The 15,475-nt window shown below is 63.4% G+C and carries 13 protein-coding genes; 8 read left to right on the forward strand and 5 right to left on the reverse strand.

The genetic code is table 11. The features are described 5' to 3' along the window. Window positions 1–121: 121 nt before the first annotated feature. The 3 genes from tkt to DL1_RS00965 are packed head-to-tail and all read left to right on the forward strand — an operon-like array spanning window position 122 to window position 3,965. Window positions 122–2,137, forward strand: coding sequence for a transketolase (gene tkt / locus DL1_RS00955; RefSeq protein WP_038061082.1), 2,016 nt, complete (start codon window positions 122–124; stop codon window positions 2,135–2,137). Continuing rightward, window positions 2,137–3,093, forward strand: coding sequence for a DMT family transporter (locus DL1_RS00960; RefSeq protein WP_051693220.1), 957 nt, complete (start codon window positions 2,137–2,139; stop codon window positions 3,091–3,093). The genes tkt and DL1_RS00960 overlap by 1 nt, the downstream gene beginning before the upstream one ends. Next, complete coding sequence (locus DL1_RS00965; protein WP_038061084.1) at window positions 3,090–3,965, forward strand: lysophospholipid acyltransferase family protein; 876 nt, start codon at window positions 3,090–3,092, stop codon at window positions 3,963–3,965. The genes DL1_RS00960 and DL1_RS00965 overlap by 4 nt, the downstream gene beginning before the upstream one ends. Before the next feature lie 21 nt (window positions 3,966–3,986). Here DL1_RS00965 and DL1_RS00970 read toward each other — a convergent pair whose 3' ends face one another. Then, entirely contained in the window at window positions 3,987–4,898 is a 912-nt protein-coding gene (locus DL1_RS00970) for a DUF1223 domain-containing protein (RefSeq protein WP_245739627.1), read from the reverse strand. Window positions 4,899–5,175: 277 nt separating this feature from the next. On the opposite strand from DL1_RS00970, the gene acnA reads away from it, so the two are divergent. Continuing rightward, entirely contained in the window at window positions 5,176–7,923 is a 2,748-nt protein-coding gene (gene acnA, locus DL1_RS00975; RefSeq protein WP_038061086.1) for an aconitate hydratase AcnA, read from the forward strand. 107 nt (window positions 7,924–8,030) lie between these two features. Here acnA and DL1_RS00980 read toward each other — a convergent pair whose 3' ends face one another. From DL1_RS00980 to DL1_RS00995, 3 genes are all read right to left on the reverse strand, one after another. Beyond that, window positions 8,031–8,942: a LysR substrate-binding domain-containing protein gene (locus DL1_RS00980; protein ID WP_038061088.1), complete on the reverse strand. Its 912-nt coding sequence runs from the start codon at window positions 8,940–8,942 to the stop codon at window positions 8,031–8,033. A 348-nt stretch (window positions 8,943–9,290) separates the two neighbouring features. Continuing rightward, on the reverse strand, window positions 9,291–9,479 hold the full coding sequence (locus tag DL1_RS00990; protein ID WP_038061093.1) for a hypothetical protein: 189 nt from the start codon (window positions 9,477–9,479) through the stop codon (window positions 9,291–9,293). 153 nt (window positions 9,480–9,632) lie between these two features. Then, window positions 9,633–10,433, reverse strand: a complete 801-nt coding sequence (locus DL1_RS00995; RefSeq protein WP_074854946.1) for a heme-dependent oxidative N-demethylase family protein — start codon at window positions 10,431–10,433, stop codon at window positions 9,633–9,635. A 190-nt stretch (window positions 10,434–10,623) separates the two neighbouring features. Here DL1_RS00995 and DL1_RS01000 point away from each other — a divergent pair, with 190 nt between their 5' ends. Both DL1_RS01000 and DL1_RS01005 read left to right on the forward strand, forming a co-directional pair. Continuing rightward, entirely contained in the window at window positions 10,624–11,445 is an 822-nt protein-coding gene (locus DL1_RS01000; protein WP_038061097.1) for an alpha/beta fold hydrolase, read from the forward strand. Between the two features lie 156 nt (window positions 11,446–11,601). Beyond that, window positions 11,602–11,913, forward strand: coding sequence for a TM2 domain-containing protein (locus tag DL1_RS01005; protein ID WP_038061100.1), 312 nt, complete (start codon window positions 11,602–11,604; stop codon window positions 11,911–11,913). A 7-nt stretch (window positions 11,914–11,920) separates the two neighbouring features. On the opposite strand, the gene DL1_RS01010 is transcribed toward DL1_RS01005, so the two are convergent. After that, the gene (locus DL1_RS01010) at window positions 11,921–12,538 is read right to left on the reverse strand and encodes a DUF6969 family protein (RefSeq protein ID WP_038061103.1); all 618 of its coding nucleotides are present in this window, start codon (window positions 12,536–12,538) and stop codon (window positions 11,921–11,923) included. A gap of 267 nt (window positions 12,539–12,805) precedes the next feature. On the opposite strand from DL1_RS01010, the gene DL1_RS01015 reads away from it, so the two are divergent. Beyond that, on the forward strand, window positions 12,806–14,197 hold the full coding sequence (locus DL1_RS01015) for a DUF1800 domain-containing protein (RefSeq protein ID WP_051693222.1): 1,392 nt from the start codon (window positions 12,806–12,808) through the stop codon (window positions 14,195–14,197). Between the two features lie 10 nt (window positions 14,198–14,207). Continuing rightward, entirely contained in the window at window positions 14,208–15,437 is a 1,230-nt protein-coding gene (locus tag DL1_RS01020; protein ID WP_051693223.1) for a DUF1501 domain-containing protein, read from the forward strand. The last annotated feature ends 38 nt before the right edge of the window (window positions 15,438–15,475 follow it).

Below are 15,475 nucleotides of genomic sequence, written 5' to 3' on the forward strand. Positions count from 1 at the left end.
CCCGAGCGCCCCGTCAAGCCCACCCTTTTACCCCAAGTGCTTGGGAGCCGCGCTTGATCTCGCCCCGATCCCTGTTATCAGAGACAGCGACCCTATTTGCGCTGACCATCAGGAGACCGCCATGGAGATCGAAGAGATCCGCAAATCCCACCCCGAGCACTGGAAGCTTGCCTCTGCCATCCGCGCCCTGAGCATGGACGCCGTGCAGGCCGCCAATTCGGGCCATCCGGGCGCCCCAATGGGGCTTGCCGATATGGCGACCGTGCTGTTCTCCAAACATATGAAATTCGATGTGAAGGCCCCGAAATGGGCCGATCGCGACCGCTTTATCCTCTCGGCCGGTCACGGTTCGATGCTGATCTATTCGCTGCTCTATCTGATGGGCGATGAGCAGGTAACGCTCGAGCAGATCAAGAATTTCCGGCAGATGGGCGCGCTGACTGCCGGTCACCCCGAGAACTTCCTGATCGATGCGGTCGAGACCACCACCGGCCCGCTGGGTCAGGGGATCGCCACCTCGGTCGGCTTCGCGCTGGCCGAAGAGGCGCTGCGCGCGCAATGGGGCAAGAAGCTCGTCGATCACCGCACTTGGGTGATCGCAGGCGACGGCTGCCTCATGGAAGGTATCAGCCACGAGGCCATCGGCTTGGCCGGGATGCAAGAGCTGAGCAAGCTCGTCGTGATCTGGGACAATAACGACATCACCATCGACGGGCGTGTCTCGATGTCGGACAAGACCGATCAGCGCGCGCGGTTTGCCGCAGCGGGCTGGAGCGTGCTGCATTGCGACGGCCACGATCCCGAAGATATCGACCGCGTGCTGACCGAAGCCAAGACGCTCAAAGGTCCGGTTCTGATCGATTGCAAAACGATCATCGGCTTTGGCGCGCCCAATAAGGCCGACAGCTATCAGGCCCATGGCTCGGCGCTTGGCGATGAGGAAATCGCACGCACCAAGGCGATCTACGGCTGGGATCACGGTCCCTTCGAGATCCCGGCGGATGTGAAATCCGCATGGGAGGCCATCGGCACGCGCGGCGCCGCTGAGCGCGACGAATGGCAGGCCCGATTCGACAAGCTCTCGGACAACAAAAAGGGTGAGTTCACCCGGATCATGGACGGCGGCGTCTCGAAAAAGCTGACCGGCGCGATCCGCAGGTTCAAGAAAGAGCAGGCCGAGGCCCAGCCCAAGGTCGCGACCCGCAAAGCCTCCGAAATGGTACTCGATGCGGTCAACCCGGTCGTGCCCGAAACCATCGGTGGCTCGGCGGACCTGACCGGCTCGAACCTGACCAAGGGTGCGCTTGAGGTGTTCAACCCCGCCAATCGCAAGGGCCGTTACATTCACTATGGCATCCGCGAACACGGGATGGCGGCTGCGATGAACGGGCTTTACCTGCATGGCGGCGTGCGCCCCTATGGCGGGACGTTCTTCTGCTTCACCGACTATGCGCGCGGCGCGATGCGCCTGTCCTCGCTGATGGGTGTGCCCACCGTCTATGTCATGACCCATGACAGCATCGGTCTGGGCGAGGATGGCCCGACCCACCAACCAGTCGAGCATCTCGCGATCTGCCGTGCCACGCCCAACACGCTGACCTTCCGGCCCGCCGATGTGGTGGAGACCGCCGAGGCGTGGGAACTGGCGCTGAGCCAAGAGCACACGCCCTCCGTGCTTGCTTTGTCGCGTCAGAACCTGCCGACGCTGCGCACGGAGTACAAACCGCAGAACCTCACCGCGCGGGGCGCCTATGTCATCGCCGAGGCCGAAGGCAAGCGTCAGGCGATCCTGATGGCCACCGGCTCCGAGGTTGAGATCGCGATGAAGGCGCGCGATCTGCTTCAGGCCAAGGCGATTGGCACGCGGGTCGTCTCGATGCCCTGCATGGAGCTGTTTGCCCAGCAAGACGAGGCCTATCGCAAACGCATCCTGCCGCCCAATTCGGTGCGCGTGGCGGTCGAAGCCGCCGTGCGCCAGCCCTGGGATCGCTGGTTGCTGGGCGAGCGTGGCCGCGAGGCCAAGGCGGGCTTTGTCGGTATGGAGGGCTTTGGCGCCTCCGCCCCGGCGCCCGAGCTGTACGAGAAGTTCGGCATCACGCCGCAGGCCGTGGCCGACAAGGTCGCATCCCTGCTCTGATGGCCCTGCGCGCCCGGAAACGTATTGCGAAGGGGCCCCTCGGGGCCCCTTCGTCGCTTTTGCCTCCGGTCACGCCGGAGGCCAGCGATACCGCACGCGCCATGCTGTTTGCGCTGGGGGCGTTCTTCTTTCTGACCTTGATGGATGCTTTCGCCAAGGCGCTTGGGCATCGCGGCTATGATCCGATGCAATCGGTCTGGATGCGCTACGCGGTTAATGCAGCGATCCTCACGCTGATCTATGCGCGCCACCTGCCCCGCCATTTCAAATCCCGCCATCCGGGTCTGCAACTCGCACGCGCGAGCGCGCAGATGGTGGCGGCGACCTGCTTTTTCTTTGCAATCCGCGAGATCGGGCTGGCTGAGGCCACGGCGCTGGCCGATCTCAACCCGGTCATCGTAAGCCTTGGCGCAGGGTTGTTTCTGGGGGAGCGGCTTGGCCCCCACCGGATTTTCGGCATCGCCTTGGCCTTTGCGGGCGCGATGATCATCCTGCGTCCCGGAACCGGCGTGATCGCACCGGGCGCGATCCTTGCCCTTGTCACCGCCGTCTCCTTTGCGACCGGCATGCTGATCACGCGCAAGGTGCGCGGCGATTCCACCGCGACCTCGCTGCTCTGGGCCAGCTATATCGGACTTGCAATTGCCAGCCTCGCCCAACCCTTCGTCTGGCGCACGCCTGCGCCTGCGGATCTGTGGCTGTTTCTTGCCATTGGGCTTGCGGGCACGATGGGCCAATTCCTGATGATCCGCGCCTTCACGATGGCCGAGGCCAGCACGCTTGCCCCCTTCGGCTATACCGGGCTGATTTTCGCCTCGCTCTGGGGGTTTATGTTCTTCGGATCGCTGCCCGATGGATTCACGATCCTCGGCGCGCTTGTGATCATCGGTGCGGGGCTCTATGTTTGGTGGCGTGAGCGCCGCGCGGCGCAATCCCTACATAAAAGCCCGCGATGAAGCACGACACACCTTCCCTGCCCGACCGTCTCTCCAACATGGCCTTCCTTGTTGCGATGAAGCTGGTGCAGATGCTGCCCTATGAGCGCCGCGTGCCGCTCGCGGGGAGGTTGGTGGCGCGTGTGGCGCCGGTTCTGGGCTTTACCCGCCGGGTGCGCGAGAACCTTGCGCTGACTTGTCCCGAGCTGCCCGAAGATGAAGTGCGGCGGCTGGAGCGCGCGGTGCCTGACAATCTGGGCCGGATGCTAGCGGAGATCTATTCGGGCGACGAATTTCTGGCCCGCGTGCGCGATCTGCCCATCGAGGGACCGGGGGCCGAGGCCTTGGCGTGCGCCCATGACGAGGGCCGTCCGGTTGTGCTCGCAGCCGGGCATTTCGGCAATTACGACGCGTGGCGCGGGGCGCTTTCGGCACGGGGCTACCGGGTCGGCGCGATCTATCGCCCGATGAACAACCAAGCCTTCAACGCGCAATATGTTGCCACCATCTCGGCGATTGCGCAGCCTTTGTTTTCGCGCTCGCGCCGGGGGCTCGCCGATATGATGCGCTTCTTGCGCGATGGGGGCATGGTGGCCTTTGGCTTCGATCAATATTTCGGGCAAGGCGCGGATCTGACGTTTTTCGGCCAGACCGCGCGCACGCCGCTTTCGGCGGCCGAAATGGCGCTCAAGATGGAGGCCGATCTGATCCCGGTCTATGCGATCCGCCAGCCTGACGGGCTGAATTTCCGGATCGTGGTCGAGCCGCCGGTGCCCCATAGTGACGCCGAGACGATGACGCAGGCGCTCAACGACGCGCTGGAAGCGCGCGTGCGCGATCACATGGAACAATGGCTCTGGATTCACCGGCGCTGGAAGCAGCGGCGCCGCTAAGCGGGCGCCGCGCGCTTTAGCTTACTCGAGACGGCCCGCCGCGACGATGGCGCCCGGCAGTGGCGTCCGCGCTCCGGGCTTGAGCATCTGCACGATCACCGCCGCCTTATCCTTGCCCGTGAAGCGCACGTTCAGCTGCGTCGGCGTCTTGCCATCCCATTCCGCAACGGTGCGCCATTCGGTGACAATATTGCGGTAATCGACGGTCTGACCGGCATTCTCGCCGCGCAGGATATCCACCCGCGCCTCGGGCAGATAACGCACGATCTGCACCACTGCGGGTTGCGATAGCGGCGGATCGGCTGCGAGCGCGAGCTGATAATCGCCCTTGCTGCCCGAAATATCGAGCGTGACCGGCTGCGGCGCGTCCAGATCATCCTTGATCGCGGCCTTGAGCTCGTCGTGCTGCACGCCGACAAGCGCCTGCGTGCCCTCGATCATCATTTGAGGTGTATAGATCGTGCGCTCGCCTGCCGCACGCGCATAGGATTTCTGACGCGCGGTAAATTCAGCGCGTCCAAAGGGGTCTTTCCAGCCAAGATAGTCCCAGTAATCCACATGCAGCGCCAGCGCGAGCACGTCATCGCGATCCGCATATTCACTGAAAAGCGCATCGGCGGGCGGACAAGAGGAACAGCCCTGCGAGGTGTAAAGCTCAACCACGATGGGATCATGGGCGATCTCGGTGCCGGTCTGCGCGGCCATCGTGTCGAGCATCGACTGCGAAGCCTGATGGCGCATCTCGGGCGGCGCATCGGGGGCGAGTACACCAGAGCTGGCCGAGTCGCCCTGCCCCTGTGCCTGAGGTTGCTGCGACGAGCTGGTGGCGGTTTTCGGAGCCTGTTGAGCATTGGCTGCAATCGGCTGCCACAGGGCACCCGACGCCAAGCCAAGGCAAACACTAACCGTAACGCTGAGCGATGCGCGTGACATTGATCCCCTTCCGAACACCTCCTTCTACACTTACTGTGCCCGCGTGATCCAGTACCAATCAAGGTTTTGCGAGATTTCGCCACACGGTTGAAACAGTTCCATGTTACCGCGCGTGGCTCTCCGGGTTCGCCTGTGCAACGCAATGAAAAGAAACCACTTTCGAAATTCAGTGTGCAATGGTATACAAAAACCCGCATCCACCCCTTGATCCCCCGCCCCGCATGGGGCAAATACAGACGTAGCGACACCCTTAGGACCCTTGAAGGGAGGCCATCTCATGCCCATCGTCACCGGCAAAGACACTGCCAAAACCCGCCGCGAGCTTTCAGTAGGCGGCGCCAAATTCGCCTATTACTCGATCCCCGCCGCCACCAAGGCGGGTCTGGGCGATTTCTCCAAGCTCCCCGCTTCGCTCAAAGTGGTTCTTGAGAACCTGCTGCGTTTTGAAGATGACGGCTTCACCGTGTCGGTGGACGATATCAAAGCGTTCGGCGAATGGGCTGAAAAGGGCGGCAAGAACCCGCGCGAAATCGCCTATCGTCCGGCCCGCGTGCTGATGCAGGACTTCACCGGCGTGCCCGCCGTGGTCGATCTGGCCGCAATGCGCGATGGCATCAAGGGTCTGGGCGGCGACGCGCAGAAGATCAATCCGCTCGTGCCGGTTGATCTGGTGATCGACCACTCGGTGATGATCGACAATTTCGGCAATCCGCGCGCCTTCCAGCTCAACGTGGACCGCGAATATGAGCGCAACATGGAGCGCTACAAATTCCTCAAATGGGGCCAGTCCGCCTTTGAAAACTTCCGCGTGGTTCCGCCCGGCACCGGCATCTGCCACCAGGTGAACCTCGAATATCTCGCCCAGACCGTCTGGAGCGACAAGGATCAGGACGGCGTTCAAGTCGCCTATCCCGACACGCTGGTCGGCACCGACAGCCACACCACGATGGTCAATGGCGCAGCCGTTCTTGGCTGGGGCGTGGGCGGTATCGAGGCTGAGGCCGGAATGCTGGGCCAGCCGATCTCGATGCTGATCCCCGAAGTCGTGGGCTTCAAGCTGACCGGCGCCATGGTCGAAGGCACCACCGGCACCGACCTCGTGCTGAAAGTCGTCGAAATGCTGCGCGCCCATGGCGTTGTGAGCAAATTCGTCGAATTCTACGGCGACGGCCTCGACAACCTGCCGCTGGCACAGCGCGCCACCATCGCCAACATGGCGCCGGAATACGGTGCGACCTGTGGCTTCTTCCCGGTCGATGCCGAGACGCTGCGCTATCTTGAGCAGACCGGCCGCGACAAGGACCGCATCGCGCTCGTGGAAGCCTATGCCAAGGAAAACGGCATGTGGCGCGACGAGAATTACGATCCGATCTATTCCTCGACGCTCGAGCTGGACATGGGCGAGATCGTGCCCGCGATTTCCGGCCCCAAGCGCCCGCAGGATTACCTGCCGCTGACCACCGCATCGGCTGCCTTCGAAGACGTCATCACCGAGTTCCGCGGCAAGGACAATTCCGACGCCGCACAGGATATGGCTGCCGAAGGTCCGATTGCGACTAAGACTGTTTCGGCCAAATCGGCAAAGGTTGATGGCGAGGATTACGAGATCCGCGACGGCTCGGTCGTGATCGCCTCGATCACGTCTTGCACCAACACCTCGAACCCTTACGTGCTGATCGCCGCCGGTCTGGTGGCGCGCAAGGCACGCGCGCTTGGGCTCAATCGCAAGCCGTGGGTGAAAACCTCGCTTGCACCCGGATCGCAGGTCGTGTCGGAATATCTTGAAGCCGCAAACCTGCAAGAAGACCTCGACGCTGTGGGCTTCAACCTCGTGGGCTATGGCTGCACCACCTGTATCGGCAACTCCGGCCCGCTTCAGCCCGAGATCTCCAAGGCGATCAGCGACAATGACCTGATCGCAACCTCGGTCCTGTCGGGCAACCGCAACTTCGAAGGCCGGATCAGCCCCGATGTGCGCGCCAACTACCTCGCCTCGCCGCCGCTCGTGGTGGCCTATGCGCTCGCCGGTGACATGAATATCGACATCACCTCCGAGCCGCTGGCCCAAACGCCCGATGGCAAGGATGTCTATCTCAAGGATGTCTGGCCCACTGACAAGGAAATCGCCGATCTCGTGCAGGAAGTCGTGACCCGCGACAAGTTCATCGAGAAATATGCCGACGTCTTCAAAGGTGACGAGAAATGGCAGGGCGTGGATATCTCGGGCGGCGAGACCTATGACTGGCCGGCAACCTCGACCTATATCCAGAACCCGCCCTACTTCACCGGCATGTCCGAAGAAGCAGGCACGATCTCGGATATCAAAGGCGCGGGCATCCTTGCCGTGCTGGGCGATTTCGTGACCACCGACCACATCTCGCCGGCAGGCTCGTTCAAAGCCGACACCCCTGCGGGCAAGTACCTCACCGATCGTCAGGTCGCGCCGAAAGACTTCAACAGCTACGGCTCGCGCCGCGGCAACCACGAAGTCATGATGCGCGGCACCTTCGCCAATATCCGCATCAAGAACGAGTTGCTCGATGGCGTTGAGGGTGGCTACACGCTCGGCCCGGATGGCAAGCAAACCTCGATCTACGATGCCGCGATGGCCTATCAGGAGCAGGGCAAGCCGCTCGTGATCTTCGGGGGCGAGCAATACGGTGCGGGCTCCTCGCGCGACTGGGCGGCCAAGGGCACGAACCTGCTGGGCGTCAAGGCCGTGATCGCGGAGAGCTTTGAGCGTATTCACCGCTCGAACCTCGTGGGCTTTGGGGTGATCCCCTTTGAGTTCACCGAGGGCCAGACCCGCAAGGATCTGAACCTGACGGGCGAAGAGGAAATTGCAATCGACGGTCTGGAAGGCGACATCAAGCCGCAATCCATCGTGACCTGCACCATCACCTACAAGGATGGGTCGACCAAGGAGATCAAGATCAAGAGCCGGATCGATACCGCGGTCGAGATCGAATATCTGCGCAATGGCGGCGTGCTGCATTACGTGCTGCGCAACCTCGCCAAAAGCTGATAGTGCTTTGATATGATAGGAAAAGGCCCCGCCGATGGTGGGGCCTTTTTCGTGGAGACTGGGCGGCATCGTAGGAGAGAACGATGCGGGCGGCGCGGGCGCGCGGCTCACCCGGTCTCGCGCGGCTCCCATTGCGCGACGGAGCGGTTCAACTCGTCCATCAACCAGCCCTGAAACCGGCGCACGGCAGGTTTGCCCGCGCTATCGGGGTTGATCGCGAACCAGTAGCGCTGGCCGGTGGAGTAGCGCCCCGGAAGTGGCGCTGCGAGCTGGCCCCGTGCCAGCGCGTCACAAGCCAACGTCTCCCACGCCATGAACACGCCCTGCCCGGCCATCGCCGCATCCAGACACATCCCCGCATCGCCATAGGTCGGACCGGGGGGAAGTGTCGGCAGCGCGCGCCCCTGCGCACGTAGCCAGACATCCCAACCCAACATACGGTCATTCTCGCGCAGGATAGGTTGACGCAGCATCTCGTCGATAGAGGTGATCCGCGCGGCGAGTTCCGGCGCGCAGACCGGAAAGACCTTTTGCTCCAACATATCCGAGGCGATGACGCCGCTGCCCGGGCTTGTGCCCACGCGCAGCCCGACATCGATCTCGGAGCGCCGCAGATCCAACACCGAGACACGCGGATCGACGCGGATATTGATCGCCGGTTCCAGCTCATAGAATTTCTGCAGCCGCCAGACCAACCAGCGGCTTGCGAAAAGCGGAGCGACCGACACCGTCAGGCTGCACCTATCCGCCGTCTCGATCTGGGTGACGGCAGACGAGAGCATCTCCATTCCCTGCGTAAGCCCCGGCAGGACGCGCGCGCACAGATCGGTCGGGACGAGCCCGCCGGGCGCGCGGTGAAACAGCGTGATCCCGAGGGCCGCCTCAGCCTTGGCGAGCCGTTGACTGACCGCGCCGGACGTCACACCCAGCTCTGCTGCCGCCTCTGACAACGAGCCGCACCGCCCGATCGCCTCGATCGCACGCAGGTAAGACGGGGGAATACGGTTCAGGTTTTGCATTTAGTTTCTCTAAACCAACGAGATCGAAAAGTCGATGGATAGCGCGATATCTCGCGACTACCTTTATCGAATGTTAAAGATCATCCTGTCATATATCGTCCCGCAGCTCGGGCCCCACAGCGTCCCACCGGCCACACCCGATTGGGCGCGCGACCCGCTCAGCCATCCGGATCTTCGGCGCATGTCACTGCGAGAACTGGCCGATTTGCCCTTTGATGCAAACGCTTTGGAGCGTGAGTAGCGGTCCGCCTGCGCATCGCGGAGGCACCTCACATCACGCCATGAAAAAGGCCCCGCGAATGCGGAGCCCTTTTTCATCAGCACACTGCCGCACGCGGCGGCTGGGCGTTATGTCGCGTCGGCCTCCGGGCCGTTTTCTTTCGCAGGTTTGACGGTCGCGTCTGCCTGCGATGTCGGCGCAGGCTGGGACCGAAACCCTTGACGCTTCGCGCCACGCGAGCGCGCCTGACCGCGGGGGGCAGGCTCTGCGAGGAATGCAGCGAGATCGAATTTCGGCTTCATGGAGAACATGGTCATCAGGGATGCCTTTCATTGGCGCGAGAGAAATCGCACCTCTGAATGCAATATGGGGTCTGGCCCGGGAACTTGTAAGACGCGCGGGAGGTATTACTTCACTAAGTTACGTCTTTTGCCCAGCGACGACGCGCATTGCGTGCGACCGCGCCTGCCTCAATCTGCCACCCGGATCGGGAACCGCGCGAGCGCTTCGGCCTGCTCATCGCTCAGCGCCTCGGGCCGCACGATCTGGGTGTGGATCGAGAACACCACCGCGCGGGTCTGCGGCAGGCGGATCAGGCATTGCCGCTCGACGCGGATGAATTGCGAGCGGGCGGTGCCGTGGACGTAGTCATATTCCGAGCGCGGATCGGCGAGAAACGCATCCGAATGCGAAGCCGTGCCGCGCATCAGCCCGCGCCCCGGCTGCACCCCATCCATCAGGCGTTGCACGCGTTTGCCAAGCTCGGATGTGTAGATCTCGATGGGGGCATGAATGCGCATCATCGGGCGGCGGAATTTCTCTGTGAGCCGCCAACCCGAGGGGAAACAGAGCACGCCCCCGGTCAGCACATGCTCGCTATGGCCGGAACCGAACGGGTCGGATTGCAAGATCAGCAGATCCTCTTGCAAGAGCCGCCCCAAGGTCATCAGCGGCACGCCCGGATCGAGCGCCACGCGCTGGCCGTCGGGGCAAAGCGCTGTGTCCCCCTCAAGTGCGAAACCAAGCCCGGGCAGCAGCGGCAGGACCAGCGCATATAGCTCATCTGCCGCAGCGCTGGCCACCGGGTCAAGCGCGTACACCTCCGCTGCGCGCTCTGCCAGAAGCTGGCGACGCAAGCCCATCTGCCCGACATAAGCGCTGTCGATCTCCAACCAATCGGCCAGTGTCACCGGCACCACGCCGGGCAACTTGCGCGTGGCGGGGTGGACCCAAGGGGCGAAGGTCAGGGCGGTTTGCAAGATCGGCATCATCGCGCGACCATGCCCCGGGATCGCGCGGGCCCGCAAGAGGGCATCCCGCGCCGCCACATCTGCCAGACGCGCGCAATCGCCCGACCCTATTGGAACTCCCGGCCCCCCGTCGCGCGTTGAGAGAGCAACAGGGGGAGGACTTCGCATCACGCGCCCCCCCGCTCACACCGCTTGAAAGGACTTAGTTCATATGGCTCATGCCGCACTTTCCGCAAAGGACCTCAATGTCACCGATCATGGCGGCCCGGGGCGTCCGGTCGTGCTGATCCATGGCTGGCCGCTTTCCAGCGTGGCTTGGAGCAACCAGATCGAGCCGCTCAAAGCGGCCGGTATGCGCGTGATCACCTATGACCGGCGCGGCTTTGGCAATGCGCTCAAGCCCGAAGCCGGATTCGATTACGACACGCTGGCGGCCGATCTTCATCAGGTGTTGGTCGATCTCGATCTGCACGAGGTGACGTTGGTGGGCTTCTCGATGGGCGGTGGAGAGGTCGCGCGCTATATCGGCAATCACGGGGAGGATCGGCTGCATTCCGTGGTGTTTGCCGCCGCCGTGCCCCCCTTTATGCTGCAAGGGCCTGACAATCCTGACGGCCCGCTCACGCAAGAGGCCGCTCAGCAGATGGAAGACGGTCTGCGCGCCGATCGGGCCGGGTTCTTTGATAGTTTCGTGACGCAGTTCTATTCGGTCGACGGTGAGATGAAGGTCTCGCAGGGCGAGCATGAAAAGGCCGTAGCGCTGTGTCTGCAAAGCGATCAGGCGGCGGCACTGGGCTGCATGGAGGCCTTTGGCACCACGGATTTCCGCAAGGATCTGGAGAAGATCACGGTGCCCACGCTGATCTTGCATAGCGATAGCGATGCGATCGTACCGCTGGAGGGCTCGGGCAAGCGGGTCTTCGAGACGGTGCGCAACAGCGAGTTGTTCCTCATCGAGGACGCCCCGCATGGCTGCAATGTCTCGCATGCGGCGCGGTTCAACACGACGCTGATCGACTACCTCACCCGCTAAGCGGAGCGTCGACCAAAGAACGGGGCGGCGCCGAAAGCCGCCCTTTTCGCATTTTCGCGCCCCGGTTGACGCAAGGTGCGCGCCTAATGGCCATGCCCTCTTGTATCCGCTTCCTGCCTCCCCATATCGGGTTGTGAAAATGTAACGAGGGTTAACATGACACGTGACGACTCCCGCGCGCTCTATATCGAACAGCGCGTCGCCAATGAGAAGAAATCCGCCCTGCTGGGCTATGTGCTGTGGTTTCTCCTGCCGATGCTGGGCGTGCACCGGATGTATCTGGGCCGGGTGTTTTCCGGTGTCGTAATGCTCTTGATGACCGGTCTGGGCACGCTCTTTGCGCCGATCCTGATCGGGTATATCCCGCTGGCACTGGTCGGGCTTTGGTGGCTGATCGATGCGCTGCTGATCCCCGGTATGGTCGCGCAGGACATGAACGAGACGCGTTGGCGGCTGATGCAGGAATAATCTGGCGCTAGCGGTCCAGCTCGGCCTCGATGGCAAGGCGCTGCGCCTCTGTATCGATCGCGGTTTCCTGCGTGCCCGAGCCAAGCGCTGCGAGTTGCGGATGAAACAGTCCCACCAGCGCCGAGATCCAGAGATTGACCGCCCAGTTGGGATAGGCCAACTCAACGGAGAAGGCATCCAGCTGGCAGATACGCGCGGCGCTGACCTCGCCCTGCGGCCCGGGGTTATTCAGATCGCGGGCCTGCGCATCGCTCAGAAAGACCCGCCGCGCGCGCCCCTGCCCATCAAGGCCAATCGTGGCAAGATAAGGCGCGGGCGAGTTCGCCTCTGACGGGGTCGCCCTGGCATCGCAATAGAGATCGATCTGACAGGCGTCCTCCTCTGGCCCGCCTGTATCGAGCACACGAAACACATAGCGGCTACGGGTCTCGGGATCGGTGATTTCACAGCGCGCAGGCCGCGCCCCCGCGCAGGCCCGGAGCCATTCCGACACCACGCTCATCCCCGATTTGGACAGCACCGTCTCACATTCGAGAACCGTTTCGGCGGCGTCATGCATCTCTTCGAGGCGCGCGCGCGCAAGGCGCGTCAAATCCGGGGTCGTGAACGTGCCGCGCCTGCCCATAGGTGTCATCCCTGCCCTTTCCCTTGGTCCCCTCAAGAGGCCCGCTCATAGCCCCTGCTTCACACTACACCGCGCGCGGCCTCCGACAAGCCCTGGGCGGAGGCGCCGAGACACCCAGCGAGGATCCGCCTGAGCGCGTACACGGCGCGCCCACATTTGCGAGAGAGCCGATTTGGCAGGCTAGGCAGATTGCGCGGGCAGCTTTATCTTGGAGAGGTCGATGCGCGGTGGCGTTGATCGGCGCCGTCTTTGCGAAAGTGCGATCTCATGACGACAACCTCCTCCCGAGCGGCCCCCTCTCAAGCGACACTCGCGGCGATCCGCTTTGGCTACGGGCTTTCGCCCGATCAGCCCGCGCCTCGCGGTCCGGCTGCGCTTCTCGATCAGCTCAAGGGCCCCGACACCGCTGCGCAGCAATTTCCGGTGCCAGATACGGCGCTGTTCCTGACCCATTTGAACGCGATGAAGACGGCCCAACGTGCGCGGCGCCAGAAGGAGCCCGGCGCCGAAGAGGCTGTAAAGACGGCCACGGGCGATCTCAGCCGGACATGGCTTGCCGGAATGCGCGGACAAATGGCGCGCGCGGCCTTTTCCGATCAGGGCTTTCGCGAGCGGCTGGCGTTTTTCTGGTGCGACCATTTCACGGTTGTGTCCAAAACTGGCCCCACCCTGCTGGGTCCAGATGCCTTTGCCGAGGACGCGATCCGCCCGCATCTCGCCACCACCTTCCCGCAGATGCTGCGCGCCGCCGTCACCCATCCGGCGATGCTGCTCTATCTCGATCAAAACCGCTCGGTCGGGCCGCAAAGCAAGTTCGGGCTCAAGCGCCATGTGGGGCTGAACGAGAACCTCGGGCGCGAGCTGATGGAATTGCACACGCTTGGCGTGGGCGCGCCCTACACCCAGACCGATGTGCGCCAGCTTGCTAAATTGCTGACCGGGCTGGGCTTCAACTCACAGCAGGGCTTTGTCTTTCATCCCAACTGGGCACAGCCGGGGGCCGAGACCGTGCTGGGCAAGCGCTATGGCGGCGAGACGCCCGCGAAGCTTTCGGATATTTATGACGCGCTCGACGATATCGCGCTGAACCCGGCCACGGCCCATCATCTGGCCCATAAGCTTGCGGTGCATTTCGTGTCCGACAGCCCCGATCCTGCGTTCGTGGCCCATATCGCTCAGCGCTACAGCGCGACCAAGGGCGATCTGCCTGCCACCTATGCCGCGCTCTTGGAACATCCCGCAGCCTGGGCGCCACGGAGAGAGAAGACCCGGCAGCCATGGGATTTTCTGGCCGCAAGCCTGCGCGCGATGGCCCCACCTGCCGATCTGGTGGCCCGGCTCGACGACAAGAAAACGCGCCAGTTTATCCGCAACCCGCTCACCGCGATGGGGCAGCGCTATCAATCGCCAAACGGCCCCAATGGCTGGGCCGAGGATGCCAGGGCCTGGATCACCCCACAGGCGCTGTCGGACCGGATCAACTGGTCGATGCGGATGTCGTCCTTTCTTGAGCGCTACCTGCCCGATCCGCGCGTCTTCTTGCACACAGCCCTTGGCGATGCGGCAAGCCCCGCGCTGATCACGGCTGCGGCGCGGGCGTCGAACAAACGCGAAGGCAACGGGCTCATCCTTGCCTCTGCCGATTTCAACCGTCGCTAGGAGATCCCAGATGGCTGACGATCTGACCAAAGACAGTCCCGCACAGCGCCTCCTGTCACGGCGGCTGTTCCTGCGCGGCTCGGCACTGATCGGCTGCTCGGCGGCGGCATGGCCGATGATGAGCCCGGTGACCTTCGCCGCAGCCCCCGGAGATGAGCGCCTTGTCGTCATCATCCTGCGCGGCGCGATGGATGGGCTCGACGTGGTACGCCCGATTGGCGATCCCGATTATGCGCGCTACCGCAAGGACAGCCTGACGGGCGGCGAGACAGGCCCCGCGCTCACCGATTTCTACGCGCTCCATCCCGCGCTGTCGGATCTGATGCCGCTGTGGCACGCGCGCGAGCTGGGTTTTGCCCATGCGGTGGCGACGCCCTATCGCGACAAGCGCAGCCATTTCGACGGGCAGGATATCTTGGAGGCCGGGACCGGGCTTGACGTGCCACAGCCGCAGGTTCGCGATGGCTGGCTCAACCGGATGCTGCAAGCGGTACCCGATCTTCATTCCAACACAGCCTATGCGGTGGGGCGTGACGAGATGAAGGTGATCGAAGGCGCGGCCCCGGTGATGTCTTGGGCCCCCAACACCCAATTGCGGCTGAGCGATCAAAGCCAGCGGCTGCTCGAGCAGGTCTATGCCGAGGATCCGCTGTTTCACGCAGCCTCGCAGGAGGCGATTGCGATTTCAGCCAAGCTGGAATCCGAAAAATCCGGGCGTTCGATGCGGATGAGTGCCGCGCCCAAGAGCGAAGGCGCCCAGCTTGGTGCCTTCACCGCCGGTCGCCTGCGTGAGGAGACGCGGATCGCAAGCTTCTCGCTCAGCGGCTGGGACACCCATCACAACCAGCGCAGCGTGCTGTCGGGTCGGCTGCGCGAGCTGTCCGCGACGCTGCTGGCGCTCAAATCGGGGCTCGGCCCGGTCTGGGGCAAGACCACGGTGCTCGCGATGACGGAATTTGGCCGCACCGCGCGCGAGAACGGCACCACTGGCACCGATCACGGCACGGGCGGCGCGCTCATCATGGCGGGCGGCGCGATCAAGGGCGGGAAGGTCTATGGCCGCTGGCCGGGCCTGAGCGATGCCAATCTGTTCGAGCAGCGCGACCTGATGCCCACCGCCGATGTGCGCGCCTATGCCGCCTGGGCGATGCGCGGGATGTTCGGGTTCGACAAGACGCTGCTGGAGACCAAGGTATTCCCGCGACTCGATATGGGCAATGACCCAAGGATTATCGCCTGAGGAGGCGGCGTCGCGGGTTCTCGGGTGATGTGAAGGTT

Origin of the sequence: Thioclava dalianensis (assembly GCF_000715505.1) — a bacterium.
GTDB lineage: Bacteria > Pseudomonadota > Alphaproteobacteria > Rhodobacterales > Rhodobacteraceae > Thioclava > Thioclava dalianensis.

Excerpts from the sequence above, each read along its gene's own strand:
- tkt (WP_038061082.1), top strand. The coding sequence starts at position 122 with ATGGAGATCGAAGAGATCCGCAAATCCCACCCCGAGCACTGGAAGCTT.
- DL1_RS00960 (WP_051693220.1), top strand. The coding sequence starts at position 2,137 with ATGGCCCTGCGCGCCCGGAAACGTATTGCGAAGGGGCCCCTCGGGGCC.
- DL1_RS00965 (WP_038061084.1), top strand. The coding sequence starts at position 3,090 with ATGAAGCACGACACACCTTCCCTGCCCGACCGTCTCTCCAACATGGCC.
- DL1_RS00970 (WP_245739627.1), bottom strand. The coding sequence starts at position 4,898 with ATGTCACGCGCATCGCTCAGCGTTACGGTTAGTGTTTGCCTTGGCTTG.
- acnA (WP_038061086.1), top strand. The coding sequence starts at position 5,176 with ATGCCCATCGTCACCGGCAAAGACACTGCCAAAACCCGCCGCGAGCTT.
- DL1_RS00980 (WP_038061088.1), bottom strand. The coding sequence starts at position 8,942 with ATGCAAAACCTGAACCGTATTCCCCCGTCTTACCTGCGTGCGATCGAG.
- DL1_RS00990 (WP_038061093.1), bottom strand. The coding sequence starts at position 9,479 with ATGACCATGTTCTCCATGAAGCCGAAATTCGATCTCGCTGCATTCCTC.
- DL1_RS00995 (WP_074854946.1), bottom strand. The coding sequence starts at position 10,433 with ATGATGCCGATCTTGCAAACCGCCCTGACCTTCGCCCCTTGGGTCCAC.
- DL1_RS01000 (WP_038061097.1), top strand. The coding sequence starts at position 10,624 with ATGGCTCATGCCGCACTTTCCGCAAAGGACCTCAATGTCACCGATCAT.
- DL1_RS01005 (WP_038061100.1), top strand. The coding sequence starts at position 11,602 with ATGACACGTGACGACTCCCGCGCGCTCTATATCGAACAGCGCGTCGCC.
- DL1_RS01010 (WP_038061103.1), bottom strand. The coding sequence starts at position 12,538 with ATGGGCAGGCGCGGCACGTTCACGACCCCGGATTTGACGCGCCTTGCG.
- DL1_RS01015 (WP_051693222.1), top strand. The coding sequence starts at position 12,806 with ATGACGACAACCTCCTCCCGAGCGGCCCCCTCTCAAGCGACACTCGCG.
- DL1_RS01020 (WP_051693223.1), top strand. The coding sequence starts at position 14,208 with ATGGCTGACGATCTGACCAAAGACAGTCCCGCACAGCGCCTCCTGTCA.